Annotated in this window: 22 protein-coding genes and 1 pseudogene; 3 read left to right on the forward strand and 20 right to left on the reverse strand. The window is 61.6% G+C overall.

The features are described 5' to 3' along the window. Positions 1-147: 147 nt before the first annotated feature. Positions 148-708 carry a hypothetical protein gene (locus EJ079_RS33635; RefSeq protein WP_245481778.1) on the reverse strand — a complete coding sequence of 187 codons (561 nt, stop codon included), beginning with the start codon at positions 706-708 and terminating at the stop codon, positions 148-150. A gap of 606 nt (positions 709-1,314) precedes the next feature. On the opposite strand from EJ079_RS33635, the gene EJ079_RS00245 reads away from it, so the two are divergent. Then, positions 1,315-2,433 (forward strand): aldehyde reductase, encoded by a 1,119-nt coding sequence (locus tag EJ079_RS00245; protein ID WP_127807739.1) that lies wholly within the window; start codon positions 1,315-1,317, stop codon positions 2,431-2,433. Here the strand turns inward: EJ079_RS00245 and EJ079_RS00250 are convergent. From EJ079_RS00250 to EJ079_RS00285, 8 genes and pseudogenes are all read right to left on the reverse strand, one after another. After that, the gene (locus tag EJ079_RS00250; protein WP_127807740.1) at positions 2,331-2,843 is read right to left on the reverse strand and encodes an OmpA family protein; all 513 of its coding nucleotides are present in this window, start codon (positions 2,841-2,843) and stop codon (positions 2,331-2,333) included. The two genes, EJ079_RS00245 and EJ079_RS00250, sit on opposite strands and share 103 nt — an antisense overlap. A gap of 10 nt (positions 2,844-2,853) precedes the next feature. Beyond that, positions 2,854-3,513, reverse strand: a complete 660-nt coding sequence (locus EJ079_RS00255) for a L,D-transpeptidase (RefSeq protein ID WP_127807741.1) — start codon at positions 3,511-3,513, stop codon at positions 2,854-2,856. Between the two features lie 172 nt (positions 3,514-3,685). Continuing rightward, a complete protein-coding gene (locus tag EJ079_RS00260; protein ID WP_127807742.1) occupies positions 3,686-4,189 on the reverse strand; it encodes a hypothetical protein in 504 nt (167 codons plus the stop codon). Positions 4,190-4,474: 285 nt separating this feature from the next. Next, a pseudogene (locus tag EJ079_RS33640) lies at positions 4,475-4,573 on the reverse strand (integrase); the annotation flags it as partial. 260 nt (positions 4,574-4,833) lie between these two features. Continuing rightward, on the reverse strand, positions 4,834-6,777 hold the full coding sequence (locus EJ079_RS00270; RefSeq protein WP_164873694.1) for an adenylate/guanylate cyclase domain-containing protein: 1,944 nt from the start codon (positions 6,775-6,777) through the stop codon (positions 4,834-4,836). A gap of 87 nt (positions 6,778-6,864) precedes the next feature. Next, positions 6,865-7,590 (reverse strand): FecR domain-containing protein, encoded by a 726-nt coding sequence (locus tag EJ079_RS00275; protein ID WP_164873695.1) that lies wholly within the window; start codon positions 7,588-7,590, stop codon positions 6,865-6,867. An 89-nt stretch (positions 7,591-7,679) separates the two neighbouring features. Further along, entirely contained in the window at positions 7,680-8,894 is a 1,215-nt protein-coding gene (locus EJ079_RS00280) for a tetratricopeptide repeat protein (RefSeq protein ID WP_164873696.1), read from the reverse strand. Positions 8,895-9,415: 521 nt separating this feature from the next. After that, complete coding sequence (locus tag EJ079_RS00285; protein WP_127332122.1) at positions 9,416-10,603, reverse strand: magnesium transporter; 1,188 nt, start codon at positions 10,601-10,603, stop codon at positions 9,416-9,418. Positions 10,604-11,398: 795 nt separating this feature from the next. Here EJ079_RS00285 and EJ079_RS00290 point away from each other — a divergent pair. Further along, a complete protein-coding gene (locus tag EJ079_RS00290; protein ID WP_127807746.1) occupies positions 11,399-12,460 on the forward strand; it encodes an aromatic ring-hydroxylating dioxygenase subunit alpha in 1,062 nt (353 codons plus the stop codon). Positions 12,461-12,915: 455 nt separating this feature from the next. On the opposite strand, the gene EJ079_RS00295 is transcribed toward EJ079_RS00290, so the two are convergent. The 4 genes from EJ079_RS00295 to EJ079_RS00310 form a co-directional block, all read right to left on the reverse strand. Then, positions 12,916-13,824, reverse strand: a complete 909-nt coding sequence (locus EJ079_RS00295) for a LysR family transcriptional regulator (protein ID WP_127322614.1) — start codon at positions 13,822-13,824, stop codon at positions 12,916-12,918. A 15-nt stretch (positions 13,825-13,839) separates the two neighbouring features. Next, positions 13,840-14,022, reverse strand: coding sequence for a hypothetical protein (locus tag EJ079_RS00300; protein ID WP_127322615.1), 183 nt, complete (start codon positions 14,020-14,022; stop codon positions 13,840-13,842). A gap of 477 nt (positions 14,023-14,499) precedes the next feature. Continuing rightward, positions 14,500-14,928: a hypothetical protein gene (locus tag EJ079_RS00305; RefSeq protein ID WP_245466439.1), complete on the reverse strand. Its 429-nt coding sequence runs from the start codon at positions 14,926-14,928 to the stop codon at positions 14,500-14,502. 275 nt (positions 14,929-15,203) lie between these two features. Further along, positions 15,204-15,392, reverse strand: a complete 189-nt coding sequence (locus EJ079_RS00310) for a hypothetical protein (protein ID WP_127322616.1) — start codon at positions 15,390-15,392, stop codon at positions 15,204-15,206. Between the two features lie 437 nt (positions 15,393-15,829). Between EJ079_RS00310 and EJ079_RS00315 the strand changes: the two genes are divergently transcribed. Then, complete coding sequence (locus tag EJ079_RS00315; RefSeq protein ID WP_127807747.1) at positions 15,830-17,554, forward strand: hypothetical protein; 1,725 nt, start codon at positions 15,830-15,832, stop codon at positions 17,552-17,554. A gap of 226 nt (positions 17,555-17,780) precedes the next feature. Here EJ079_RS00315 and atzF read toward each other — a convergent pair whose 3' ends face one another. The 7 genes from atzF to EJ079_RS00350 are packed head-to-tail and all read right to left on the reverse strand — an operon-like array spanning position 17,781 to position 24,957. Next, positions 17,781-19,643 (reverse strand): allophanate hydrolase, encoded by a 1,863-nt coding sequence (gene atzF / locus EJ079_RS00320; protein WP_127807748.1) that lies wholly within the window; start codon positions 19,641-19,643, stop codon positions 17,781-17,783. Then, positions 19,640-19,990 (reverse strand): cupin domain-containing protein, encoded by a 351-nt coding sequence (locus EJ079_RS00325; protein ID WP_127399298.1) that lies wholly within the window; start codon positions 19,988-19,990, stop codon positions 19,640-19,642. Before EJ079_RS00325 ends, atzF begins: the two co-directional genes overlap by 4 nt. Beyond that, a complete protein-coding gene (locus tag EJ079_RS00330) occupies positions 19,983-20,651 on the reverse strand; it encodes an isochorismatase family cysteine hydrolase (protein ID WP_127807749.1) in 669 nt (222 codons plus the stop codon). The genes EJ079_RS00325 and EJ079_RS00330 overlap by 8 nt, the downstream gene beginning before the upstream one ends. Next, the gene (locus EJ079_RS00335) at positions 20,651-22,174 is read right to left on the reverse strand and encodes an ABC transporter ATP-binding protein (protein WP_127807750.1); all 1,524 of its coding nucleotides are present in this window, start codon (positions 22,172-22,174) and stop codon (positions 20,651-20,653) included. Before EJ079_RS00335 ends, EJ079_RS00330 begins: the two co-directional genes overlap by 1 nt. A gap of 10 nt (positions 22,175-22,184) precedes the next feature. Continuing rightward, positions 22,185-22,886, reverse strand: a complete 702-nt coding sequence (locus EJ079_RS00340; RefSeq protein ID WP_127321989.1) for an isochorismatase family cysteine hydrolase — start codon at positions 22,884-22,886, stop codon at positions 22,185-22,187. 14 nt (positions 22,887-22,900) lie between these two features. Continuing rightward, positions 22,901-23,827 (reverse strand): ABC transporter permease, encoded by a 927-nt coding sequence (locus EJ079_RS00345; RefSeq protein WP_127321988.1) that lies wholly within the window; start codon positions 23,825-23,827, stop codon positions 22,901-22,903. Beyond that, positions 23,827-24,957: an ABC transporter permease gene (locus EJ079_RS00350; protein WP_127395364.1), complete on the reverse strand. Its 1,131-nt coding sequence runs from the start codon at positions 24,955-24,957 to the stop codon at positions 23,827-23,829. Before EJ079_RS00350 ends, EJ079_RS00345 begins: the two co-directional genes overlap by 1 nt. Between the last annotated feature and the right edge of the window lie 18 nt (positions 24,958-24,975).

Here is a 24,975-nt window from a genome sequence, read left to right on the forward strand (position 1 = left end):
GGCCCTGCTTCTAAGCGAGCGTTTGGAGAATACCCGCGGTGCGTGGAAGGCGCCTTTGAAGCGCGTCGAGAACACGATAATCATGCATGCCTCGGCGGCCGGACGAGCTATTGCGCAGCCTTGACACCGGGATGGTCGCCCGACAAATCAAAGGTCCGTACCGAATGCTCCTTCTGTGCGACGTCGAATGCCCACGGGCGGAGGCGCAAACACCGAGATCGCCTTTGCGTGGACCTTGAAATGAGCTGGTGTCGAGGTGACGATCTCACCATCGGTGTTGACCGGCATCGGCTTCTCCGTCTCGATGTCGAACTCGACGCACCTAGCCGTCCGAACCTCTCGCCAGGCGCCATGCGTTCCAGAACGGAAGGAGCGGAGCATCAGCGCCAGTTTCCAGAGGTTCGTCATTTCCAAGCTATAGAGATCGAGATGTCCGTCATCGATCTCGGCCGTCTCTTCCACCACGTTGCCGCCCCCGTAGTGACGACCGTTTCCCACCAAAAATTCCATAGCGTTGTTCGCCTGCGCCGCTGCATCTCCATCAACCCTGTGGGGGAAGTCTGCCAGCGCGATGACATAAAGAGCGGCTGCGAGAACGAGGACGCAGCCAACGGCAATCATCTTGGCGAGTGGGCGAGAAGTGCTGCAAGATGGCAAACGGAACGGTTCGCGCACAGCGAACACAATCACGATGGCGAGAATATGCATCGCCAACCGCTATTGCGGGAGCACCCGCCGGGTTCAAGTGAACGGAAACTTGCCCGATGACCAGGCATGCTAACGCTCCAACTACCCCGCTGGCACTAAGATTCATCGCCTGACGGGCGGCCGTGTTGTGTCGAGCAAAGCGCCTGCGCTTGCCATCCGCGGGCCCCCCCAACGCCATCGTCACCCTCTCAAAAAGTCCGACTGCCCAGTTTGTCACCCCTTCGCCGGATACGCAAGAAGGCCGTTCGCCGCGCAATGACGCCACCATTCTCGAGGCGCAAAGCCTATCATGGCTCGAACCGAACTGTCGTTACGCGAAGGTCCGGAAAAGCGATTGAGTGCGGGCATTTGAAGCGGTCCAAGCATTCCAGCCGCTTTGCGCCCGCGCGCGGTGCGATGATTCGGCGCGCCTGCATTTGATCAGCTTGAGGAAATAGCGCCGGTCGGTTTGCTCTCAGATGGGGAGGAGGTGGACGTGGTTTGACCCACTCTGCATAGTCGTCGGGCAGCATGTCTTCCAGCTATATGAGATTGTGCTTTTCCGGGGAGAGGACCAAGTTATCGGGAAAGGGCGTGGTCGGCTATCGAATCAGTGCTTAAACTGCGATGGAAATCCCGCAACTTCAGATGCCGATGATCAGACCTCTCAAACGTTCTACGCAATCCCAACAAGTGCTGGTTACGGGAGGTTCCGGCTTCCTCGGTATGTACTGTATTTTGCAGCTGCTCGATCTTGGATACCGGGTTAGATGCACTGTACGCTCGCTGACACGCGAACCAGAAGTTCGTCGTACACTCGAGCAGATGGGCGCATCATCAATTGGCGCTTCTCTTTCCTTCATCGAGGCAGATTTGAGTGCCGATCCCGGTTGGGATGATGCCGCCGCCGGTAGCTCCTACGTGCTACATGTCGCCTCTCCATTTGCCGTTGGACAAAAGGGTGGCAATATTGACACCATCGGCATCGCCAGATCTGGCACACTACGAGTGTTGCGAGCAGCACATGAAGCGAAGGTTAAACGGCTGGTGATCACATCGTCATTCGTTGCCATGAGTTACGCTCGCGATATGGACACCGCTGAATTCACTGAGGCCGATTGGAGTGACTTGAGCATTCCCACTCTCACCGCCTACGTCAGATCGAAGACGTTAGCCGAAAAAGATGCCTGGGATTTTGTGAGGCGAAAAGGTGGGCCAGAGCTTACAGCAGTAAACCCGACGGTGATATTGGGGCCGGTCATGTGCCCCGACTATTCTCCGTCAATTTCACTCATCCAACGTATGCTGGACGGAAATCTGCCGTTAGCTCCGAAGCTTTCCTACGGGATCGTGGACGTCCGCGACGTCGCCGATCTACACATTCGCGCTATGACCGATCCTGCAGCAAATGGCGAGCGGTTCGTTGCAATAGCGGGTGAAACGATGAGCATATACGAGATAGCCCGGGTGCTCAGGTCGCGGCTGGGTGCTCATGGAGCAAAAGCGCCGCGATTTGAGATGCCAAACTGGGCGATGCGACTTCTCGCTTTGGTCAGTCCTGCGGCAAGTGCTATCGTCGGCATGTCTGCTTTACGGGGACAAAGCTGCCTACGGCCTCCGATGACAAGCAAAACTGCTGCCACCTACGACTCGTCCCTCTCATCGCGCAAATTAGACACAACGCGGCGGTTCTGCGACCTGCAGGCGGCGTCGGGGCAGTCGCGGACGAGCCTCTCCTTGCCGTAGCCCTTGGCCCACATGCGATTGCGGTCTATGCCGCCCGCGGCGAGGTAGTCCATCACCGCATCGGCGCGCTGCTGCGACAGCGCCGTTTCACTTGCGCCGGGATCGTCGGCGAAACCCTGCAGCTTGAGCAGCCAGCGCGGATGCTTTGCTAACCAGGCGATCTGGGTGTCGAGGGTGGCCTTGGCGACAGAATCGAGCGCAACCGAACCTTGTGTGAAATAGGTGCGGCGGCCGACATTGAGGATAAAATCCTCCTCGCTGCCCGGCTGCACGTTCTGGAAGCCGGCAATCTCGGCGTTGGTGACGTCTGGCGTGGAAGGGGCCAGCGTGTTGCTGGTCGAGCAGGATGCGACAAACACCAGCAGGCTGGCAGCGAGCAGCCGGCGCGTGTTTTCAATCATGCGGTTCATCAGGCGCCAATCATTCGACAGTTGTGGAAGCGGGCGCCTGGTCGGCGATGTGCGGCAGCACCTCCACCGCGGTGCCGATCGGGCACCGCTGGTAGAGGTCGATGATGTCTTCCGGGAACATGCGGATGCAGCCGCTGGAAGCGTCGGTGCCGATGCTCCATGGCTCCAGGGTGCCATGCAGGCGGTAGCCGATGTCGGCGCCGTCGCGGTACAGATAGAGCGCGCGCGGCCCGAGCGGATTGTTGGACGCGCCGCCTGCGACCATCGGCGGTAGGTCCGGCTTGCGCTTACGCATTTCGGGGGGCGGGACCCATCGTGGCCACAGCGCGCGGCGGTCGATCGTCGCGCGGCCGTACCATTTGAAGCCGTCCTTGCCTACGCCGACGCCGTAGCGGATGGCGGTCTTGTTTTCCATGATGAGGTAGAGGAAGTGGTGGCGGGTATCGACCACGACAGTGCCGACCGGCTCGCTGCTGAAATACTTCACGATCTGGCGATGCCATCTCTTGTCGATCTTGGCGAAGTTGGTCTTGCGATAGACAAAATTGTTGTCGCTGGCGTCACCGGCGAAAAAGGATTTTGCCGTCGCGGCTAGAACGATATTGCCGGTTGCACCGACCGCGACCAGCGCCAGGCCGCCGATCACGACTCCCCTGCGTGATAAAACCATCGGCAATCCCCCATGCCTTAAGTCTGGCAGACCATAGTCGAGAATGATTTCGCCTCAAAGTGGAAAATGCTGCAGCGGGCCGGATGCGACCCGAAGCCGGACCTTCGATACGCCTCGGATTCACGGGCCGAAGCCAATCCTTGCGACTTCGAGCCTCGAACCTGCCACGCATTCAGAAGCCGTATAAAGCGATGGCGATTCCGAAGACGATGACGACCAAAATGCCGATGAAGGTCGGTGCTGTTACGATGAAAGCTGCCGGGACCAGGTATAGGTTGCGCCAAGCTAGCGTTGCCGTAACGATCGCGATGATGGGGGAGACCACGAAATAGACCGGGGTACCCCAGTCGTCACCGCCAAAGTCGAGCCCTTGCTCAGCGACCGAAGGCAGCATCGAAAACCAGCCCAGCATGATGCTGCCGACTAACGCCAGGTTAGTGCCGCGAAGATCGCCTCGAAGAGCCAGCACAAAGGCCGCCATGGCCGCAATCGTCTGGAGCCCGCCTGTCATGGCCGCTGTCCATCCGGCCATCCCGGAGCCCGGGTTTGACACGCCCATGAACACATAGGCTACCAACGACAGACCCAGATACGCCTGCAGCGCCGCCGTTAGAAAGAGAAGCGGCCATACTGCCTTTTCCGCCGCTGATTTGTCTTGCTGCTCCCCGCTTGCCATGTTCTGGTCTCCAAATTCTGGGGCTGCCTCGCCTATCCTGCGGCCTGGTCGGAGCCTGTCTGAAGAAGCGGCTCTCTGCGGGGAGTTCTCACCCGGAGGAGGCGTTTTGCAACCTCACTCCCACGCGAGTCTGGTTCAAAGCGTCTTCAGCAACTATGTCCACATATGGGATCGCAGGAGTTCGCCTCAACGACCGAAACAAGGCGCTTAGCATACGCGGCTCCACTCGGAAATGGAGCTGCATCTGTAGGTTTCCGTAGCCTCAGCAGTTCCAGGGCATCTTCTACCGCGTCGCTCCAGCCATGCGAGAAGGCTGGAGCGTGCGTCGCTCATCAACTCGAACTGAACAGGTCGGCCGGTGTTCTGTTGGATGACCGCTGCGCGCCGGCAGACGGTTGATGAGCGTGGGGCCGCAACTAGAATGGCAGCTTTCAGGAATAGATGGGCTACTTTCAGCTCCGGTATTTTGCGGCCGACCAAATTGGCCTAATCCTGCAGGCGTGCGAGACGCCCGCCGTCAAAAACAACGGCTGCGCAGGCCGGATGCCGCCTGATGGCACCTAGGTCCTCCCCAGCGGTCTTAGTTCACGATGCAGGACGGCACCCCTGCGATCGGCTGAATCCGGTCAGCGTGTGCTTCGGGTTCAGGGCGCAACATCAGGCGGTGTCATTTGCACGGATGGCGGCGAACCAACCACCGCGCCAGGGGCGCCAGATTGTTGGATCTCTACTTCGCGGCTCACACCTTGGTGAGCAGCTTGCATCTCCGGAACAGTGAAAACCGGCACCTCGCCCTTGAAACCCTGGAGCTCAAAGGCGCCCGCCTGGACGACCGGCATCGATGCTCCTGCCGCAAAGCCGGGTCCGAGCACCAGGGGGATGCCCAGCTTCTTGGTCGTGGACTCGAGACGTGCCACGCGGTTCACCGGGGAGCCGATTGCGGTGTAATCGAAGCGTCGTTGGGAGCCGAAATTGCCTACCGAGCAGATGCCGGTCTCGATGGCGACGCCGATTTCGATCGAGCGATGGCCATCCGCAGTGAAGGCGGCATCTTCGCGCTTCACCCGCTCGATCAGGGCAAGACCCGCGTCGAGCGCACGCTCGCGATGATCGGGTTGATCAAGCGGCGCGTTCCAGAAGGCCAGCACCGCATCGCCCATGAACTTGTCGATGGTGCCGTCGCGCTTGAGTATCTCATCGGTCGCAATACCAAGGAAATGGTTGACTACCTTGGCGATCTCATGGGTATCGAGCTGTTCGCTCATCGTCGTGAAGCCGCGTATGTCGCTGATCAGGATTGTGATCTCGCGCTTCTCGCCAGACAGGATTGCCTCGGTGTCCGAGCTTGCGAGGCGCTGCACCACGGAGGGCGACAGATATTGGGAGAACTGTCGCGCCAAGGTGGACCGGCGCTGCTCGCTGCGCCTGTAGAGGACATAGCCTTCGAAGCCCGCAACCATGATCGTTGCAAGCGCCGGCTGCAGCGGGTCATAGAGTGCACCCTGCATGCTGTACTCGAGAGCGCCGAACACAAACGGCGTGACGGCCAGCAGCGCCAGTGCGAGGGCGCCAAGCACGACACGCCCGGCGAGCACTCCGGACAGCCCGATGAAAACGACGGCACTGAGGAGAAACCAGAGCCGCTCGAGCATACGCGCGTGCGTTGGCTCGGCCAGGTAGCTCCCGGCAAGCATCTGGCCAACCGCGTCGGCGTGGATGTCCGCTCCTGATCGTGCTGGACTCCTTGGCGTGGGCAGGTACTGCGTCAGTCCCACAGCCGACAGGTCGACAATGGCGATGGCGTCGCGCAGCCGCGGATCGCCATGGCGCGAAAGGATAGTGCTGGCAGACAGGCGGGGCGCATCGGTGGCGGTTTGCCAGAGGCGGATGCTCCCCTCCGGCTCGAGCGGCACAATGGCGCCGGCCATCCTGAGTGCGTCGAACCCGGCTGCATTCATCCGGGCTATGTACCCGTCCTGTCCAGCGTAAAGGCGCAGGAGCTCGAGTGCGAAGGACGGCCACAGCTGCACGCCTTGAGCGGTGTTGCGAAGCCAGAGCAGCGGCACATGGCGCAGTACGCCGTCGGGATCGGGCAAGGTGCGAATCACTCCAAGGCCCGCGGCAGTGTTCGAGAATTCGGCAAGCGAGCCGGTCAAGCCGGTGAAGCCGGGAAGTGTATCGGGTACTTGCCCGACGATCGACCAGCCGGCTTTGGGTTCTGCTTCTGAAACTGTCGCCTCATTGCCTAGGCTGACGGCAAGCGCCGTTCGATTTTTGGCCAGCGCCGCTGCTAAGTGCTTGTCTCCGGCGATGCCTTCAGGCGAGTTGTCGGCCTCGGGGAGTACCAGCGCAAGCCCGACCACCGCCGCGCCGGATTCGGTGATGCCATCGACCAGATCGGCCAAGAGGCCACGATTCCAAGGCCATCGCCCATGTGCCTTGAGGCTGGCGTCATCTATCGAGACGATCACGACAGGATTGCTCGTCGCCTGGCGTGGGGCGAGAAACTGATAGAAGTCGTACGTCCGCTCACGCAGACGCGACAACGGTGCGTCAAAAGCCAAATGGCAAGCGAGCAGCAGGAGCACGACCACAAGGCCGGATATTTTGCGCCTGCCAGCTTGCCGCCAATCAGCCCAGGGACTACCGACCAAGCGGCTCATCGTGGGGCCAGTCTAATCGCAGTAGTAACAGCAACGCTCACCCTCACACTCGCCCCTCCGCCCCCCGCTGCCCGCAGGTGGCATTGGGCTGTCAGGGAATTCCAAGATCACTCCTGGCAATGCGCCGTCCGTGGACCCGCAGACTTCGAGCGAGCCGCCGAGTGCCGATGCACAAATTGCGCTTACGTCCAACCCAGGACCCGGTGCCCCTGGCAGGCCGGTGCCCGCTATCCGGTCAATACTGTCCAATATCGGGAAGGTGTCGATGCCACCGTAGCCGGTCAGCAGCTTGCCATCTTCCGACGTGCAGGCGTAGCCCGGGTTTGTGATGACCAGTCGTTTGCCATTGATCGTGCAGGTCATGCGGCCGGCGCGCAATATGCCGACAGTTTGGCCGGCTGCCACCAGCACTTCGATGATGCCGCCTCTCGCCCCGAGCACCATGTGCGGCGTCGCAACCTGCATGACGCCCCCTTTAGAAACTTGGCCGCCATAAAAACGTGCCAGGCCGCTGTTCATCCCGATATCGATCTTTCCGGAACTGGAGCCCGGATTGTAGACGAATTCATCGATTGTCAGGCTGGTGTTCGGACCAATCTTGGCGCTCGATTCATCCCGGAACACCAGCATTCCAAGACCGGTGGGGTCACTGCGCAACTGGTCGCCGAGTTCGACGCCAGCACCAACGTTCATTGTCCCATCGTTGTTGCGGACGATGTTGGTCTGATAGGCTGTCATCGACCCGACTGTCTCAGCGGCGGATGGTACCGTGAAAGCAAGGCAGGCGATAAAAAGAGCGATCTGACGGTACCTCATCGAGGCCTCTTTCAATTGAGCGTCAACGTATAGCTCATGAGCATTTCGAACGATTTTCGGTCGCGGTTGGCGATGGCGAAGGTGGTTTCTCGACAGGCGAGATCAACGCTGATCTTCTGGGCTTCCGTCAGCTGAAAATCGCTTTCCGAGGCAATGCGCCAGAAGTCGCTCTTAATATTTGTGCCGATGCCGACCGAGAGATCGGGAATGTCGCTGTGGCCGGCTGAGAAGGCGATCTGGTGTGACCATGCGAAAAGATCCGGTACGTTCATCAACAGGCCGCCATAGCGGACCTCGCCTGAGTAGCTGCGGCCGATTTCTCCAGATCCGGAAGCGAAGTCATTCGAGCCGACAAAGCGCAGTCCGAGCGCCTGGCCATTGCGGAAGCGGTAGCTGCCGCCTGCCTCATAGAAGACCCTGCTGTCGGCGAAAATGCCTTGCGAGGCGCTTAGATCGATGTAGCCGCCACCGGCGAAGAGCGTCGTTTCGACCGTCGGTCGAACGAGGAAACGTCCACCAAGGCCAATGCCGGTTTCCTGAATATCGCTGTCGAAACGGTCTGTAACGGTAAACGCGGAGAGCAGCAGGCGAAGCGAATCGATCCCACTATTGGGCAGCCCCTTGTCCCAGGTAATCGCTGCGTTGCCGTGGACAAAAGTCTTATCGCTGCCCGGAACCGACAGGTCTTCCGTGAAAAAACGCTCTGTCGCCGTCAACGACCCTGAAAGCACCAGCGCGTCGGCACTTGGCGTGCCGAGGTCCCACCGGACAAAGCCTTCCGCCCGCCCGTAGGGCGAGACGAAGCTTTCCTCGTCCTGCGCCCCGCCCGGCGCAAAATCGGTGAATGCGCTGAATACGCCGCCGGTCAGGGCGAGTTCCCAGGTGACGCCACGCAACGCACGATCGATCCGGCCGAGGAGGCGAACAGCTTCCTGCTGCTCACCCGCTGTCAGACCGCCGACTTCGATGCCGTACTGCACCTGCCGCCGGGCCAATTCATAGGAGCCGACATGATAGTACAACCGGCTGGCCGCAAGCCGGGCGCGCGCATCGCGGGGGTATTGGATCAGATACTGCTCGATTGAGGAGATCGCCTGATCGTATTGGCCCGCGTTGACCGCAACCGTGACGAATTGGGCGAGCGTTCCATTGTCGGCCGGACTGGCGATGCGGGCCGAAAACGCATCGTCATAGGCCGTAAAAAGACCTTGTGCGCCGGCCGGCAATACCCCGCTAAAAAGCAGCGCTGCGGCGAAGCCGAAAATCGTGCGAGACGAAGATTGCATGCCGAGAACCCACCCCGACCGGACTAGTGCGAAGGAATCGCATGACTACAAGAAAAAAGGCGACTGAACTGCCACCAGATCATGCGAGCCTCAGCAGCTGTTGCAGCTGCGCAACAGGCTTATTTCCTATTTTTGGCTGCGCTGGTCGCAAAAACGTCTGCTTGGAGTTGCTGGACGTAATTGAAATATTCGGCACCAGCGGCAAACAACCAGATCCTGAATGGCGGATCGCAAACCGACGAGGTTAATATTGCTTGCGCGATTCTGCGCGTGTTCTGGTCACTGAATAGGCTTCAAGGTCATCCACGGCCTATCCAAAGGTCTTCCGGCGCGTTGCGCAAGGGGTCAGAGAGCTACCGGAGGGTGCTTCTCACGATGCGTGCGCGATGCGGCCTGGCTCTCGCAATTCGCTGAACGCGACGAGATCAGCTTGTTGCCCCAATTCCCAGGGACGTACCTCGCTACAGCACGAGTATGGTGGCCAGCCCCAGCATCAGGCCCATGCCTACAATATCGGTCAAGGTGGTGAGGAAGATCGCCGAAGCGACCGCCGGGTCGGCGCCGACCCGGCGCAGGCCCAACGGGATCAGCACGCCGGAGATTCCAGACATGAGGCACGATCCGGACATGGCAAGCAGGATCACAAGTGCTAACATGGGCGCTTGGGCCGCCGACTCCGGTTGCCTCGAGGCGTAGAACCACATCGCCGCAGCCGCAAGAAGGCCGACAAGCAAGCCGTTGGCGATCCCGAGCGCGCCCTCTCTCACCACCAAGTGCAGCTTCGGTCGTTTGTCCACATCCCCCAGCGCAAGGCCACGCAGCGTCATAGCCAGTGCTTGGCAGCCCGTGTTTCCGCTCTGCCCGGCCAAGACCGGGAGGAATGCCGCCAGCGTGACGATCTTCTCGATGGTTCCTGTGAACGAACTGACCACGAATGCGGCCATGAAGGCCGTCAGGAGGTTCAACTGCAGCCACGGATGACGCTTCAAGAAGGCTGAAAACAGCGGCGTGAAAGAGCGCTCCTCCTTCTGGACACCTACCATTTGGCCAGACTGAGCGGAAATCTCAATGACTTGCTGCTCGAACAAGCGCCAGCCGCGAACCTGCCCGAGCAGCCGGTTCTCCGCGTCCACCACCGGATAGACAGGGTAGTGACGCCGTACCGCTGCCTTGCAGGCGTTGCTCAAAGAGAGACCTACATCAAGAGCGAACGGCTTGGGCAGCATGATCTGGTCGACAATGGCGTCCGGTTCGCTCAGCATCAGATCGCGCAGGACCACCAGGCCAACCAGTTTATTGCCCTCGTCCGTGACGTAGAGATAAGTGAGTTCGGTCGGCACCTGGGCGCGTCTGACAGCTTCCACCGAGGCAGCAACCGTCGTCCCGACAGGAACGCTGGCGGAAATCGGGTCCATTACCTCGACAAGCGACTCGGGGATCGCGAAATCCTCGCCATCGTCAGGGGGCCTGATGGGCCGCATATGCGATGGCAAATGCTCGGCCACCTTGCGGGCGTGCCCCTCTGGCAACAGCTCTAGTGTGTCGCGGATGAACTCGGGAGACTCTCTGGCCAGCAATTCAGCTGCGTCGTCGGGTGCTCGGGCACGCAGTGTGCGCACCAACTTCTGAACGCCGGTCTCATCTTTCATTCGCTATAACCCCCAGTTGAAGGTCACATAATATGTTAAGTACCGGATCGCACCAATGTGGAAATACTCAGCTTCTTCCTGCCCCAGCAGTCCGCCTTGGCTCTCGAAGTTACTGCGGCCTAAAACGAGTTGACATACGCCGCCTGACGCATGCGTCGACCCGGCAGACGCCATCTCACCTGGGTGATCCGGACCGGTCCGGAATTCCTGCCTGAGCGATCAATGGCCGTCTTGGGAAATGCATGTGGGCAATGGCGGGTTGGAGAGTCTGATATCGTTGCGCATCGAGAGCTATGGCGCGGTCACTGATGTCTGCTTCTTGGAAGCGGCTGCTAATATCTCAATGACCGAGACGAAGCGCAAAGACGCCATTCGCAAAAGTCTGGTCAGACTGAATGTCTGAGATACGCTTAAGCCAACATCAGGATTCGGCGTGCCGAACGCTCGGCGGTAAGCTGCCGTTCTAGCTTGGCGTCCTCGGGCAAAGTTTCTCTCGTCAGCTCACGACTCCATCCCCCGTCGTTCGCGAGCGAACGGCACTATTCTGATACCCGCCGTCCACCAGGCGGACGACGAACTGGGCTCGAAGTCGACCTGGGACCTGTGCTGCGGTTAAGCATCCCACGTGATGATCGCGGTCGACAACTAGGTCGGCGAATTGGAAACGACCGCCACTCCAGCAAATCTGCTTTAGAGCAAAATTGCACGCCGGCTTACAGGCTGTGCGCAGCAGAGCCAATTCTCTTGCGATGCCGCCCCGCTTACGACAGGATTGCCGCAACTGGAGGTTAGCCTATGACGCCAGACCCCTTGCGGCCCGACCAGCTGCCACTCGACACTCCGCCTGTGCAATACCTGAACCTGGACCCGTCGCTTTATGTACGCGATGATATCTGGCAGCAGGAACGGTGCAGCATCTTCGCGCACACCTGGCAGTTCATGGGGCCTGTCGCCTCGGTCGCGACGTCCGGTCAATACCTTGCCATCGACATCGCCGGCACGCCGATCTTCGCCATCCGGGGCCGGGACGGGACCTTGCGCGGATTTAAGAACGTCTGCCGCCACCGGGGGGCGAAACTTCTGGCCGATGGCGCGGGCAAATGTGGGCTGATCGTTTGCCCCTATCACAAATGGTCCTTTGCCGACACCGGACGGCTGGTGCAGGCCCCATGGTATGGCAAGGATCCCGCGATCATCGCCGAAGACTGGCCGCTGGAGACGGTGCACTTGTCGGAATGGCGCGGGCTGCTCTTCGCGGCACTCGACCCGAAGGAAAGTCTTCTGGATCAACTTGGCTCTCTGCCCGACGAACTGGCGGACGAGCCGTTGGAGACCTATGCCGCCACCGATCAGGCCACCGTCAGCTTTACGGCGAACTGGAAGATCTACACCGACAATTTCGTCGAAGGCTACCACATCCCTGGCACACATCCCTCGTTCTACGCTGCCATCGACTTCGAAGCTTTCCAGACCACCGCCCATCCCGGTTATGTCCGGATGACCGCACCGCCGAAAGACGGTCTGTTCTATCGCGGCAAATGGCTTTGGATGTGGCCGAACTGGACGCTATCGCTTTTCGATGGCGGCATGAACGTTAGCCGGATCAACCCGACCTCACCGCATCACACAGACCAGCATTACCATTTCTTCTTTGCCGATATCGCTGCAGAAGCATCCGAGAGCAGGGCGAAATCTGTGCAAGGCACTCTGGCCGTGGTACGCGAGGACTACGCCATCTGCGCCGATACGCATCGCAACTATGCCGCAGGAGCCTATAGCTCCGGCCCGCTCTCGGGGCGGCATGAGCGGGGAGTGCAGTATTTCCAGGAACGTGTCGCTGCGGCACTGGGGCTGTGAGCGCCCCTGGCGTCCTTGTCCGCCGGATAGCTCGGCGCCGGCACGAGAGCCCTCCGGCCAGTCGAATAGGGCGGGCACGGTAAGACGAGTTACGAGCGTCGTGGCAATCGGAGCTCGCTCAATGCGGAGAGCAGATCGGCGCACGCGGCTTTGACGACCAAGTTTAGCAGGCTGGAGCTGATTGGCCCGATCGGCACTGATCGCAGGTTCTCTGCCCGTGAGGCGCGGCTGCTGCTCCGGCAACGCCTGCGTCAGCCCAGTCGCACGGCCGGCCGAGCACAGCTATCCGGTCATCTTCTGGCCCCGCGCGATCAAGGTTTCGTGGTAAGCGACCAAGGACTTGGCATGAAGTCGCGTGCGATAGCGTTCCGAGAATAGGCGTCATTCGATTGCATTCATTTGATAGGATGCAAGATGCCCGGCACTGCTCTTGTTCTGACCCCTAATAGGCGCCATCACGAGACCTCATACTGCTGCGCCAGCGAAGCGGAAAGCTGGTCGGCGAAACGTGCAGCGGCCACCGGTAGGGTGCGGCCCTTGAGTTGGCCGACATAGAGCATGCCAGCGGGCACGTCGCGCAAGTCGAGCGGCCGGGAGATCATGTCACCGGTCATCGTCTGGTGGGATAGGCCAATCGGGAAATGGAAGGTGATGATATCCTCTGAGATAGCGTGGTTGCGCAGGAATTCGAAGCTGTCTGACTGAATCACCGGCTCCAGCTGCAGCGATGACGATTGCGCCCCGATGTCGAGCAGGTAGCGCACACCGTAACTTGATGTGGGAAGCGCGATTGGATAGTCGAGGCAAGCGCGCAAGCGCACCGTCTCGTGAGAAGCCAGCGGATGATGGGGCCGCATAACCGCATGCACCGGCTGGTGCACCCGTATTAGTGTCATGAAGGCAGCCAGCCGGGTTGGCTCGTAGACGATGGCAATGTCGGCCGTGTGATCGACCAAGGCACGCTCGGCCTCCTCCCGGTCGCGCAGGTGCACTCCGAAGGTCACATTCGGATGTTCCTTGCGGTAGAGTGAGATCTGCATCGGCAGATGGTAGGGCAATAGCGCCTGGCTGCAGGCGATCGCCACATGGCCGCGCCGGGCGCCAGCAAGGTCTGCAATCTGCGATTTCACGTGCTCCATATCGGATAACTGGTTGCGCATGTGCTGCACTAGAAGTTCGCCGGCGCTGGACAATCGCACGCCGTGAGGCAGTCGCTCGAAAATGGCAACGCCGAGTTCGGCCTCCATCGCCAATATACGCCGATTGAGCGCCGTCGAGGTTATGGCGAGCAATTCCGCGGCGGCGCGGATCGAACCGGTCTTGGCCACCACATCGATATAGTGAGCGGAGTTCAGGTAACGCATCGGCAGCCCCCGGCATCACCGCTGCAATTCTTGCAGCAGGCTGAACAAAACATAGCACAAGACAGCAGCGCCGTCATCGAGGATAATTAATCCTGTCGAAGAAGCATCTTCAAGCGACATTGATTTTTTAAAGACAATGAAAGATGGAATAATGTTTGTTCCACTTTCTTCAACTAATTCATCGATCGAATGGAGCAATCATGCGCCACATATCAATTGTAATATTAGCTTCTATCGGTCTTGTCGCCCTTGCAAATGTATCGGCGATCGCCGTCGAACAATGTGGCGACGCGACCGCGTCATCTGGCCTGCCAGGTTATAATCATCAATGTGGTGTGACCTCTAAGGACAGCATCGATGAAAGCGCTCTAGCGGACGTAGGCGAGCATAAAAGCTGCGGTTCGGATTGTGCGCAAGTCTACAGTCTTTGTAATACCAGCAGGGGTAGAGACTGTCGCCAAGAGTACAAAATCTGTTCTTGGAACTGCGTCTTTGGTGCGGCAATGACGATTCGCTAGTAAAGAAACCCGACATTTGAAATTGCGCCGGAGTAGGGTACCAACCCGCATACGTGCGCTGGAGATATCGTGGGGCCACACCCTTACGCTGAGGCCCCGGCGCCTGGCCCGCCCATTGAGGTGGCTCCTTGTGTCAAACGCGCCAACACGTTTCGTTTCAAAGAAGGTTAGCAAGCAGGCGCGCGGCTGCACCATGGTAACTAACGCAGACCTGTTTAGCCATCGGTAGCGAACACCAAGCAGTAAGTTCGGCAACGAGAATGTCGTCGTTCCCATTCACCGGCGTGGTGCTAAGTTGTCCCTGCTTGTTCATCATGATCGCTACGGTTCCGTTTGCGCCATAACCGATAGCTGCCATCCTTTGAATGCGAGTGTCGTCCTCGACGCGAATATCGAACAGAACAGAGCCACCAGTCTTTTCCGCGACGTCAGCCACTCGATCGGCAAACGGCCGATTGATATTGGCGAAAGACTGCTCGAACAAAACCAGTTCAACATACTCCGCCTTCATTGCGTGAGAGTGCGCGGCATGACGCGCAGAACCAATAGGCCATGCACGTCTTATCCACACAAAAACGACCGCCACTGAGGGTGGCCTCTTCCACAGAAAACAACATAATCACCACCCAAACACCTTCGCGCGACAACGCGTTTAGGCCAGAGATGAGACGTCCTCTTCATTAGGCCTGGAACCACTGGTTTCAGCGCCAGGGTTTCTGTATTGCGGAAATTGTACCCTGAATCGGCTGCGACATCAGAGCTATCTGGTCCAGCCTCGTTCCCGAGGCCAGCTGGGGCGCAATCAGTCGCAGACAACCGTGGGCGAGATTTGGTTCGGTCAGCGCTGGAATGACGCTGCTGTCACTGTTCCCGCTTTAGAGGAAATGTGGCGTCGCCATCCTTCTCGCCTGATAAAACGCGCGGATTGGCGCTTGAGACACCGTCGTTCTTTCCGCCTTTGTGGTGCTCTTCTGATTGGCCTCGCGCGTCTGCTTCAAGCTCCTTGCCGGGGCGCTTGCCAACTTTCTTGTCGACCGATTTTTCCACCATCAGCCTCTCCTTTGTGAAGCAATGGCAACTCTTCGATCGGCCTGAGGTTCCGGGACAATCGGCCATCGGACCTCTGCCGCCCAAAGGCGATTTCGGTCTTCGCGTCCTCCGACCCTGGGCATTTCAGGTCGTGGCAAAGTTGGACTTCAACGGCCGACATGAGGCGCATTGGAGTCCGGCAGCTTTGGGGCCGTCTGCTGTCCTTCCGGTTTGGGCGCGATGGGCTAGAAGCTGGCGTTCCCCTTGCGACCCGAGTCGGTCATGTGATGTGGGCGCCAGAACCCCCAAAGGCGGACGGTCGACAGCCTTTTGAGGTGAGCGTAACGAGATCCCGTCAACGGGTGGATGCCGAAAGACGGCACCGACCCGAGATCAGTAGCTTTATCATTTTTTGAATTCTGCGCGGTAAGGTTCCGCGCATGTGGTTGAAGACTTACTTGATCATCACCGGCGTCGGCGCGTTCGTGGCGCTGACAATGCCATGGCTGGTCATCATCGGCAGTTTCCTGATCATCCCGGGGCTCATCCTCGGGTCGATGCCAACGGCCTTCATGTATGGCATCGCTTTCGCGCTGTTCTGCTTGCTGCTCGGAAGTTTCCTTTCAGGCGTTCCTCTGAACGTCATGTCGGGCGCCGCGACGCTGGCACTGTTTTGGACCATCCCCCAGCCAGGCCTCACCTGGGCGAGGGGCATGCTGGCCAGCCTGGAGGAGCCGGACATTCAGTCGAACGCACCGATTGCGCTCAAGGGCGATATTCTCCTCGCCCGCCCGTTCGAGGGCCGTTGCGATGCATTGTGCGCGGCCTTGCTCAAGACCCCGGGCGTCACTTCGGTCCGCGTCCAGACCCTTCGCGGTCATTCCTATACCTACCGCGTCGTGCCAGACTCGACGCCCGGAAAACGAAGCACCGTCATCGGGCATGGCCTGCTGGAAGAGCGGCGCTACGATGCCTCCGATCCGCTCGCCCCTCAGCGCGCGCTGGAATCCGAATGGAACCTGATGATGTCAGAGGGCAAGGCGCTGCTGCAAAGCGACGACGCCCCCGAACCCGACTTCACCATCGCTATCGAGGACGGCCCTGCCGCGCCCGATTCCAAGCCCCGATCGGGACGGTTGGATTGGTCGCTCGAACCCTCCGCACCCCACCGCAAGGCGCTCACCATCACCGACGCCGGTGAACAGGTGCTGCTGCGGCAGTCGATCCTGTCGATCTTTGCCCCGGCGGCGCCGTTGCTGATCGGGACTTCGGGCGGGATCGAGAACTTCCGGTTCGGCTGGGCGCGTCTGCGGCTCGGTGACGGAAGGATGTACGCCGAGGTTCCGGTCAACCGGCTGCTGCTCGACCACACCAGCGTTTCGCGCGGCGTGAATATGGAAGCGGCGAAAGCGAGAACGCGCGAGGAACTTGCCAGAGCGCTCGACGATCCGCGTAAGCCGGTGAGCGGTCCCGTGTTCGCGCTCGCCAATCAATGGATGGACTCGTTCCGCGCGAACGACCAGCCGCTCGGCGAAAGCGACCGGCGCCTGCTGGTTCGCGTCTTGGAGGACCCACGGGTGCGATCCCCAGACGGGCTGTGGGCGATCATCAAACAGGTCGATGGCGACTCCGCCGATCTGCGGCGGCTCGCCGCCCGCCGCTACCTCGCGGCCACCGACAAGAAGGAGGCGCGCCACTGGATCAATGCCCTGGCCGGCCTCCCTGTGGGTGCATACACCGATCCTCTGCCCGAAGAGCGCGCGATTCTCGCAGATCCGGCGGTCAGCCGCTTTGCCACCGACCTGATCAAGCGCCAGGGGGACCGCGGCGTCGATGCCGTGCCCGACCTGTTGCGGCTGCTGCGCGAGTACTCCGTCTACGATCCGGGCAAGTATGGCTTCAGCGACCTGACCGCGGCTACCGATGCCGTGCGTAGCGGCTTTCGCCGCATTGGCCCTGCGGCCTCTTTCGCGCGGCCTGAGATCGAGCAGCTCTTGGCTTCGCCGGGTCTGAAGTACCGCTACAAGACGCTCGGCCAGGAAGAATGGGACACGCTGCTGGTCGTCCTCGGGAAGCCTGTCGAAACGCTTACCAAGCCGGAAAACCGAAGTGGAACCGACGCGAGGTACCGCGAGCGCGTCGCTAAACGGGCCGCCAAGCCTTACGAACCACGCCGGGATTGATCGCCGAAACGGGACGAAGAATCTTCGCGGGCAGAGCTAGCCGCTTCGTCCTACCGGTCTTTCCGATATTCCATGGTGTGCGACCGTGCGGCGGGATCAAATCGAGTAACCCGTCGTGTTACTCCTCCGGTTTTGATTGGCCACTCGAGAAACGAGAGATGAAGGCAGAAGCGGGGCCGATAGCGAAACGGCAGCTTCCGGCTTCGCGATCAAGGATATAACAAGTTTAACCGCCGCGGGCGGTGTCGCCACCTGCTCTTGCCTCCGCATATTCCGTTGACGAAGTGTTCAAGCGGGAACGATCTGACAGAAAGCGGCGCCAGCCCCCAAATGACGAGATATCAAAAGCGCCCAGCAAGCCCACGGATTCCACTAGAAAACCTTTGGCGGTGCTGCCGTCATCAAGCTCTATATTGCCAATGCCCAGGGGCGACGGGATGGCGGCCACAAAGTGGCCGAATGCGTCGGCAGGTAGCCGCCAAACCTCTACCTCGATCGCAGTGCCGCCGTTTTCAACACGGACCAGTCCCGGCTTAGGCGTGGTCTGGCCCGCGAGCTCATATAGCTTGTATGAAGATGCCGTCCTCATCGCCCGGCAGAACCGGGCACCAGCCTCCTTGAGATGGCCATTGAGCGGCATTCCCGAGAGGTGAGCGCCGACCACCACCAACTCGATAGTGCCATCTTCGACTGATGCGCCGACAGGCTGCGCGCTCGGCTGCCGCCAGCCAGTCGCGCCGAGGGTGGGACTGCTCGCGGCATGGAGATCGCGCGCGACGGATGCTACAAGGCCGTCCGCTCCGGCGGCCGCAAGCAGCGTCACGCTCATCGGCAGCCCGTCGTCGCGCTTGCCGGTCGGCACGGCGATGCCGCACATGTCCAGAAGATTGACGAAATTGGTGTAGGTGCCGAGCCGGCTGTTGGTCTCGACGGGATCGGTGAGCACGGTAGCAGTGGTATAGTGCGTTGGGGCGGTCGGCACGCAGAACAGGTCGACCGAGGCGATGACCGGGGCGAGCTTCGCCTTGTAGGCCTGCAAGGCGTAGAGGCCGCAAAAGGCGTCTGCCGCCGACAGGTTACTGGCGCCGCCGATGATCTTGCGCGTCACCGGATGCAAGGCGGCTTCGTTGGCTTCCATGAAATCGCGGATCGCCGCATAGCGCTCGGCCACCCAGGCACCCTCATAGAGTAGGTTGGCGGTAGCGTAGAAATCGCCGAAGGGGATTTCGACCAGCCGGCAGCCAAGCCGCGACAGAATGGCAAGCGAAGCTTCGAAACCAGTCTGCATGGCCGTATCGCCGAAGAATTTGAGCTCCGCTTTTACAGGCACGCCGACGGTCAGCACCGGTTGGCGCGCGGCGAGCGGCTGGACGGCGATGTCACGCGAATAAGGATCGGCAGCGTCGCGCGCGGCGGCAACGGAGAACACCCCATACGCATCATCGACGGTCAGCGCGAACACCGAGACGCAATCGAGCGTGCGGCAGGCCGGCACGACGCCGGCGGCCGACAACGCGCCGACCGTCGGCTTCAGCCCGACGATGTTGTTGAGGCCGGCCGGAATGCGGCCGGAGCCGGCGGTGTCGGTGCCAAGCGCGAAGGAGACGATGCCGCGCGCCGTCGCCACCGCCGACCCCGAGGAGGAGCCGCCTGGCACAAGCGCCTCGTCGATGGCATTGCGCGGGATCGGCCAGGGCGTGCGCACGCCGACGAGGCCGGTGGCGAACTGGTCGAGATTGGTCTTGCCGACGACCAACGCACCGGCCGCTTTCAGCCGCGCCACAACGGTGGCGTCTTTCTCGGGCCAATAGGTGTATTCGGCGCAGGCGGCCGTCGTGGGCATGCCGGCGACGTCGATGTTGTCCTTGACGGCGAAGGGAATGCCCCAGAGCGGCTTTGTCGCCGGGTCGAACGGACCGAGTGCCGCGGCCTGGGCTAGGAGATCCGCCTTGGCGGTGAGATGGATGAAGATGCCCGGGTCGTCGGCCGCTTCGATGCGGGTGAAGATCGTCGCGATCACATCGCCAACGGCGAGGCCTCCCCGATAGGCTGCGTGAAGGCTCGCTATGTCGAAATGGATATCGCTCATTTCGTCTTCTCCAGAATGATCACCGGCAGGTCCCACTGGATCAGCACGACGCAACCGTCCTTCGTCCACACCGAATGCTCGGTGCCGACCGGGTTCAGGATGACGCTGCCAACGGGATAGTCGCCGTTCTCGTCGCTCTGGGTGCCTTCCAGCACGACGATGGTTTCCAGCCCGACATGTCGGTGTCGCGGCACGCTGGCGCCGGACCGGTATTTCAGGATCGCGACCGACGGCTCGACCGGCCCGCCCTTCAGCAGCCAGTGCACGCTGATGCCGTCGCGGAAATATTCGAACGCGAGATCGCGCCAGCCGCCGTCGAGCAGGCCGGCAAAGGCAAAATTAGGCATTGGCAATTCCCTCGAGCACCTGGTCGGTCGTTGCCGTCCAGCCGACGATGGCGCCCTGCGCCCGGATCATGGCTAGTGCCGCCGCCTTGAATTCGGGAAAATAGCTTTCCGTCGCGTCTTCGGCGAGCAGGCACTCATAGCCGCGATCGTTGGCCTCGCGCATCGTCGTCTGCACGCAGACCTCGGTGGTGACGCCGGCGAAAACCAGCTGCTGTGCGCCGAGCCGCTTCAGCTCGCCACCGAAGCTGGTCGCGTAGAAGGCGCCCTTGCCGGGCTTTTCGATGACGATCTCGCCCGGCAGCGGCGCAAGCTCGTCGAGGATTGCGGTGCCCGGCTCGCCGACGATCAGCACGCGGCCCATCGGCCCGACATCGCCGATGCGGATCGCCGGATTGCCGCGATTGCGCTTGGCCGGCGGCAGGTCCGACAGGTCGGCGCGGTGGCACTCCATGGTGTGGATCACCGGCAGGCCGGCGGCGCGAAAACCTTCGATCAGTTTCTTCACCGTCGGCACGATCGCGGCCACCCGGCTGACGTCGTTGCCAAGGCTGGCGCCGAAGCCGCCGGGCTCGGCGAAATCGCGCTGCATGTCGATGACGACCAGCGCCATCGTCTGCGGCTTGAAGGAGAAGGCGAACGGCTGCGCATCAATCTCCGCCATCAGTGATGTCCCGCCATATGCTCGCCGATGGTCTGCACGCTCGCTTGCGCGATCGGCGTCTCGTAGACCAGCGCGCCGTCCGACATGACGAAAATGCGGTCGGACAGTTCCAAAAGCTCGTCGATGTCCTCCGACATCAGCAGCACTGCCGCACCCGCATTGCGCGCCTTCATGATGCGGGCGCGGATTTCGGCCACCGCCGAGAAGTCGAGGCCGAAGCACGGGTTGGAGACGATCAGCAGGTCGACCTCGCCGGTCAGTTCGCGCGCCAGCACGGCGCGCTGCACATTGCCGCCCGACAGCGAGGCGATGGGCGAGGATAGCGAGGCGGTCTTGACCTTGAACTGCTCGACCAGCTTGGCGCTGAACGCGCGTATGGCGCTGGCGCTGATCCAGTTCACCGGCCTGCCGTTGCCGTCGATGTCGAAGGTGCGGAAGGAGATGTTCTCGGCCACCGTCATTTTTGGCGCGCAGGCATTCTTCAGCGGCTCTTCCGGGATGAGCCGCACATTGAGCGCGCGCGCCTCGGCCCGCGTCGCCGCATAGGCGGAGCCGCGTACCAGCACCTCGCCACCGTCGCGCGGCCGCTGGCCGGCCAGGACCTCGAGGAATTCCTTCTGGCCATTGCCGGAAATGCCGGCGATGCCGACGATCTCGCCCGAACGCACGCCGAGATTCTCGATGCGGATCGACTTCAGCCCGGTGCGGTCCGGCGCCTTCAGCGATTTGACCTTGAGCACGATCTCGGCATCGGGTTTCGGCGCCGCGCGACTGTCGAGCGCGGCGATCGGCTGGTCGCCGATCATCATCGCCGCCATCGCCTTGTGGTCGAGGTCGGCGACGCGGCCGGTTCCCGTCAGCCTGCCCTTGCGCAGCACGCTGACATCGTCGGCGAAGGCGGTGACCTCATGGAATTTGTGCGAAATCATCAGCACGGTGAGGTCGCCGGCCTTGGTCATGTCGCGCACCAGCCCCAGCACCTCCTGCGCCTCACCGGGCGTCAGCACCGAGGTTGGCTCGTCCAGCACTAGAAAGCTGCGGCCAAGATAGAGCTGCTTGATGATTTCGAGCTTCTGCTTTTCGCCGGCGGCGAGTTCCGCCACCTTAACGTCGAGCGGCAGCTTGAACGGCATGCGCTCCATGAACACGGCAAGGTCGGCTCGTTCCCTACGCCAATCGATAATGCCCGGAACCTTCTCGCGCGAGATGACGAGGTTTTCCGCACCGGTCAGCGACGGCACCAGCGTAAAATGCTGATAGACCATACCGAGCCCGAGCGCCGAGGCGTCGCGCGGACTAGCGATCGCCACCTCGCGGCCATCGACCAGCAGGTCGCCTGATGTCGGGTGATAAAAACCCATCATGCATTTGACCAGCGTCGACTTGCCGGCGCCGTTCTCGCCGAGCAGCGCGTGGAAGGAGCCCGCCGGCACCTTCACCGACACGGCATCCAGCGCCGTGAAGGCGCCGAAGCGCATGGTCATGCCGATGGTCTCGACGCCGACCGCTTTCCTGTCATTCATCGCGGCCTCCTCATGGCAACTGCGCGACAAGCGCCTTGGAATTCGACACCGTGCCGAAGACGCCGCCCTGCATCTTGATCATCTTGATCGCCGCCAGATGGTTGTCGTAGTCGGTCGCCCCGCAGCAATCCTCCAGCATCATGCATTCATAGCCGCGGTCGTTGGCCTCGCGCATGGTGGTGTGCACGCAGACATCCGTGGTGATGCCGGTCAGCACGATGTTCTCGATGCCGCGCTGATTGAGGATGAGCTCCAGGTCGGTGGCGCAGAACGAGCCCTTGCCGGGCTTATCGATGATCGGCTCGCCCTCGGTCGGGTAAAGGTCGGGGATGATGTCCCAGCCCGGCTCGCCGCGCACCAGGATGCGCCCGCACGGGCCAGGGTCGCCGATGCCGGCATTGATGCGGCGCGAGCGCCAGCGCTTGTTGGCCGGCAGGTCGGCGAGATCGGGCCTGTGCCCCTCGCGCGTGTGGATGATGGTGTAGCCCTTGGCTCGCATCGTCGACAGCACCAGCTTGATCGGCTCGATCGGTGCGCGCACCAGCGACAGATCGTAGCCCATATGGTCGACATAGCCGCCCGGCCCGCAGAAATCGGTCTGCATGTCGATGATGATCAGCGCCGTGTTGTCGGGCCGCAGGTCGCCATTGTAGGGCCAAGGATAAGGCTCGGCGTCGATCGTATGCTGAGTGACTTCGGCTCTGGCGTTCATCGGCAAAACTCCAGTCATTTGGTGATCGACAATTCGCCCGGCGCGCCCGCAAGCGTTCGTGTCGGCGACGAGGTGGCGATCATGATGATGAGGGTGAGGATGTAGGGAGCGGCGTAGAACATGTAGTAGCCCTGCGTGACGCCGACCGATTGAAGCGCCGGGCCGAGAGCTCCCGCCCCGCCGAACAAAAGCGCTGCAGCAAAGCAGCCGAGCGGGTTCCAGCGCGCGAAGATGACCAGCGCCACCGCCATCAGGCCCTGGCCCGACGAGATGCGTTCGGTCCAGCTGCCGGGATAGTAGAGCGACAGGTAGGCGCCGCCGATGCCGGCCAGCGCGCCACCGACACCGGTGGCGAGCAGCCGCACCGTATCGGGGTTGAGGCCCATGGCGCGTGCCGCGTCCGAACTGTCGCCGACGACGCGCACGATGAGGCCGGCGCGGGTGTTGCGGAACGCCCACCACAGGATGACCGACAGCACCGCGCCGATCAGGAACAGCACGTTGACGTCGAGTGCGGCTTGCACCTGCGGAATGTCGGACCAGCCGCCGAAGGGAATGGCCGGCAGATTGGGCGCCTTCGGCTTGATAAACGGCTTGCCGAAGAAGAAGGCGAGACCCGAGCCGAACAGCATCAGCGCGATGCCGACGGCGATGTCGTTGACTTTCGGGAATCTGCAGATCCAGCCATGGAACAGGCCGAAGCACAGGCCGGCGAAGGCGGCGGCGATGAGGCCGAGCCATGGCGAGCCCGTCATCACCGCCACCGCATAGGCGGTCATCGCACCGAAGACCAGCGTGCCTTCGAGCCCCAAATTGATGCGACCCGAACGCTCGGTGATCGCCTCGCCCAGCGAGACGAAGATGAAGGGCGTCGACACGCGGATGGCGCCGCCGAGCACGGCCAGCGGCACGCCCCAGAGGCCGATCTCGGTCGCGTCCATCAGGCGGCTCCCTTCACGAGATCGGGTCTTTTCCAAAGATCGGGATTGAAGGCCTTGAAGCGGCCGTAGAGGGTTTCGCTGAACAGGATGACGATGAAGATCATGCCTTGCAGCACCAGCACCGTGGCGTCGGGCAGGTCCATGCGGCGCTGTATCAGCCCGCCCGAGGCGTCGATGCCGCCAAGCAGGATGGCGAACGGAATGATGGCCAGCGGATTGTGGCGGGCCAGGAAGGCGACAAGGATGCCGGTGTAACCATAGCCGGCGGAAAGCGAGGCGTTGGCGCTCCCCTGCACGGCGGCGACCTCCAGCATGCCGGCAAGCCCGGCAAAGCCGCCAGCGAGCGCGGTGAAGCCGACGATCAGCGGCCCGACGGCCAGCCCCTGTACCTGTGCTGCCCGCACATTGCCGCCGGCGATGCGCGCGGCAAAACCCCAGCGGGTCTTTTCGATGAGCAACCAGGAGAGGATGCAAGCGACGACACCGACAACCAGCCCCCAATGCACGTCCATGCCCGGAATGTTGCCGATGCGGTAGATGTCCGCCAGCGGCTGCGTTGACGGCTTGTTGAGCGAGGCCGGGTCGCGCAACGGCCCTTCCACCAGCTGGTTCATCAGCGCGATGGCGATGTAGGCCATCAGCAGGCTGGAAATGGTTTCGTTGACGGCCCGGTAATGGCGCAGCGCGCCGACGGCACCGATCCAGATGCCGCCGGCGGCCATGCCCGCCACGCCCATGGCAAGAATGACGATTGACGATGGCCCGCCGCTGAGCGCAGTGCCGGCTGCCGCAGCGGCGACGCCGCCGAGCACGATTGCACCCTCGCCGCCGATGACGACGAGGCCGAGCCGGGCCGGCAGGGCCACGCAGAGCGCGGCCAGCAGCAGGGGAGCGGCGCGCGACAGCGAGTTCTGGACCGAGAACCAGGAGCCGAAGCCGCCGCGCCACATGGTCTGGTAGAGCAGGATCGGCGACTTGCCGACGAGCACAATGAACAGGCTGAACAGCGCCATGCCGACGATCAGCGCCGCGAGCGGAATGACCAAAGCCTCCGCCCGCCGCGCAATCCATTCCACCGCCGCCGAATAGGCCTTGGCGCTGAAGAGTGCCGGCATGCCGGCCCCTGTCATCGTGTCCGTCATCGCCCC

The organism is Mesorhizobium sp. M7A.F.Ce.TU.012.03.2.1, assembly GCF_004006095.1.
GTDB lineage: Bacteria > Pseudomonadota > Alphaproteobacteria > Rhizobiales > Rhizobiaceae > Mesorhizobium.